General features: G+C 46.0%; 4 protein-coding genes. All 4 read left to right on the top strand.

Translation table 11 applies throughout. The features are described from left to right. Window position 1 precedes the first annotated feature (1 nt). Window positions 2-244, top strand: coding sequence for a YunC family protein (locus tag CGZ90_RS19665; RefSeq protein WP_240515497.1), 243 nt, complete (start codon window positions 2-4; stop codon window positions 242-244). Window positions 245-337: 93 nt separating this feature from the next. After that, window positions 338-1132 (top strand): thymidylate synthase, encoded by a 795-nt coding sequence (locus CGZ90_RS19670; RefSeq protein ID WP_094254190.1) that lies wholly within the window; start codon window positions 338-340, stop codon window positions 1130-1132. After that, window positions 1129-1608, top strand: coding sequence for a dihydrofolate reductase (locus CGZ90_RS19675; protein ID WP_094254191.1), 480 nt, complete (start codon window positions 1129-1131; stop codon window positions 1606-1608). Before CGZ90_RS19670 ends, CGZ90_RS19675 begins: the two co-directional genes overlap by 4 nt. Before the next feature lie 115 nt (window positions 1609-1723). Further along, a complete protein-coding gene (yunB, locus tag CGZ90_RS19680; RefSeq protein WP_094254192.1) occupies window positions 1724-2524 on the top strand; it encodes a sporulation protein YunB in 801 nt (266 codons plus the stop codon). The last annotated feature ends 43 nt before the right edge of the window (window positions 2525-2567 follow it).

Below are 2567 nucleotides of genomic sequence, written 5' to 3' on the forward strand. Positions count from 1 at the left end.
GCTGCCGAAAACAAACTTTATGGCGGTATTTAACGATAATGGATACATTATGTGCGGTGCGCTTGACGTTGCCCTTCTAAATGACAAGCTCGCAGACAGAAAAATTATCGCCGGCCGTGCCGTTGGTGTCAGGACGATCGAACAGCTGCTCGACGCGCCGCTCGAGTCCATCACGCACGAAGCATATGCGATCGGCATTGAAACCGGGATGAAGGGCCGCGACGCTCTTCTGAAAATGGTATAAGAATTTGAGGATAGCCCGAGTTGGGCTGTCCTTTTCTTTTGCAGTTTGCGATGTTACGATAAACACAAGAATAAAAGGCAGGAGGACGAAACATTGAAGCAATACTTGAACTTGCTGCAGGACATTTTAGACAACGGAACAGTGAAAGAAGACAGGACCGGCACAGGTACGGTCTCGGTTTTTGGCCGCCAGATGCGGTTTAACCTCCAGGAAGGCTTTCCTGCCGTTACGACGAAAAAGCTGCATATGCGCAACGTTATCCACGAGCTTCTCTGGTTTTTAAAAGGCGATACGAATATCGCGTATTTAAAAGAAAATAACGTCAGGATATGGGATGAATGGGCAGACGAAAACGGAAATCTCGGTCCTGTGTACGGCTATCAGTGGCGTTCTTGGACAGGCCCTGATGGCACAGTGATCGATCAGATCGCTAATGTCGTGAATGATATCAAGAATAACCCTGACTCAAGAAGGCTGATTGTGACCGCGTGGAATCCGGCTGACGTCCCGAACATGGCACTTCCGCCTTGTCACTTGCTGTTCCAATTTTATGTGGCAGATGGAAAGCTGTCTTGCCAGCTGTACCAGCGCTCGGCAGACACATTCCTCGGTGTGCCGTTTAACATCGCATCTTATGCGCTCTTGACCATGATGATGGCTCAGGTGACAGGGCTCGAGCCTGGCGATTTTGTTCATACAATCGGAGACGCACACATTTACAGCAATCATATGGAACAGGTGAAGCTGCAGCTGTCCCGCGAGCCTTATCCACTGCCGCAGATGAAGATCAACCCTGATGTGAAGAATCTTTTTGATTTTACTTATGATGATTTCGAACTCGTCAATTACGAGAGTCATCCTCATATAAAAGGGGCGGTTTCCGTATGATCTCATTCGTCGTCGCCATGGATCAAAACAGACTTATTGGCCGGAACAACGAGCTTCCTTGGCATATGCCAGGAGATTTGCAGTATTTTAAAAAAGTAACGATGGGAAAACCGATCGTGATGGGCCGGAAAACACATGAGTCGATCGGAAGACCTCTGCCAGGACGTGAAAATATCGTCATGACAAGGGATGAGAGATACGAGGCGGATGGCTGTACAGTCGTATCGTCTGCTGAAGATGTTCTTTCCCGGGACGATGAAGAGATGTGCGTGATCGGCGGTGCAGATATCTTCCGCCTGTTCATGCCGCATGTGAAGAGATTGTACATCACGGAAATATATCATGAGTTTGATGGCGATACGTATTTCCCGGTTTTTTCAAAAGAAGAATGGAAAGAAGTATCCCGTGAAAAAGGAATAACAGACGAAAAAACGGTCCATCCTCATGATTTTGTTGTATACGAAAAGAAAAAGTAAAACAGTTTTCAGCTGCTGATCTCAAATCGGCAGCTTTTTATTTTAGAGCTGTTAACTTTTGTTTGTAAAACCCTTCTTGACTGCATACATATGAAAGAGAGAGGGGGTTATCCTTTTGTTGAGACGCCGGCGAAAGTTCAGACTGCGGAAGGGGCCGCTTCCTATACGGTATGTACTCTCACTGAGCATGATTATTTTCATGCTGATGACGGTGCAAGGCTTATGGATCGTAAACAGAGGAATTGAACCGACCCTTATCCATATAGCGGAGACAAAAACGGATGAGATTGCATCACAGGCTATTAACGAAGCCGTAATGAACAAGATTGTAGAAACTGGCGACATGGACAACGTCGTAAAATATGTAGAAAACAGCAAAGGGGAAGTGATTTCGGCTTCCATCGATCAAAAAGTCGTAAACCGTATCATGTCCCAGGCAGCATATATAGTGCAGGCGTATCTGAAGGACATTGAAGAAGGAAGAATCAGTGACCTCGGGATGATGGAAGATGACGACGGAGCTATGCATGAATATAAGAAACATCCTGGCCTTGTTGCCTATATTCCTCTTGGCCAAGCGACTAATAACGCACTGCTTGCCAACCTCGGACCAAAAATACCGGTCAAGTATACTGCGATCGGCGATGTGGATACAGATGTTCAGGAAACGTTTGAAGAGAAAGGCATCAACAACATTAAACACAACGTCAATATCATCGTAAAAGTAAAAGTAAAGATTGTTATCCCGTTCGCAACAAAAACGGCAATCGTAGAACGTCCGATTCCAATCGCTTCCTACATCCTGCCAGGCGAAGTGCCGCAGTACTATAATGATTCTGACAGCGGATCAGGATCGATACAGCCATCCGTTCCGCTTGACCCAAACAAGAAAAAAACGGATAAAAGCAAAGATTGAATTAAGGGGTACGGTACCGTGATAATTATCACGGTACCGTACC

Origin of the sequence: Fictibacillus aquaticus (assembly GCF_002245695.1) — a bacterium.
Lineage (GTDB): Bacteria > Bacillota > Bacilli > Bacillales > Fictibacillaceae > Fictibacillus > Fictibacillus aquaticus.

Excerpts from the sequence above, each read along its gene's own strand:
- CGZ90_RS19675 (WP_094254191.1), top strand. The coding sequence starts at position 1,129 with ATGATCTCATTCGTCGTCGCCATGGATCAAAACAGACTTATTGGCCGG.